At 59.1% G+C, this 232-nt stretch carries 1 pseudogene; it reads right to left on the bottom strand.

The features are described from left to right. Nucleotides 1-232 (bottom strand): annotated as a pseudogene (locus tag ACTHUG_RS11685) (hypothetical protein); the annotation flags it as partial.

The raw sequence follows: 232 nt of genomic DNA, 5'->3' as shown, positions 1-232 counted from the left end.
GGTAGGCAACGGTTTCGCCCAGTTGGACGTTGTCGTCGCTGCCGTTGTCGGCGGCAATATTCAGACCTTTGGCGATGTTGGCGGCGTTGTTGGCGACGTTTTGGTTGGTCGCAAACAGTTGGCTGCCGTTAACGGCGTCTTTGCTGTTGGCATTGAGGTCGCCGTCGGCCACGTTGGTCACTTTGTTACCGGCGGCATCGATACCGGACTTGGTCAGGCTAGGACCGCCTGC

It is taken from the genome of Neisseria sp. P0022.S009 (assembly GCF_051956675.1).
Classification (GTDB): Bacteria; Pseudomonadota; Gammaproteobacteria; order Burkholderiales; family Neisseriaceae; genus Neisseria.
This window is presented reverse-complemented; position numbering and strand designations above follow the sequence as displayed.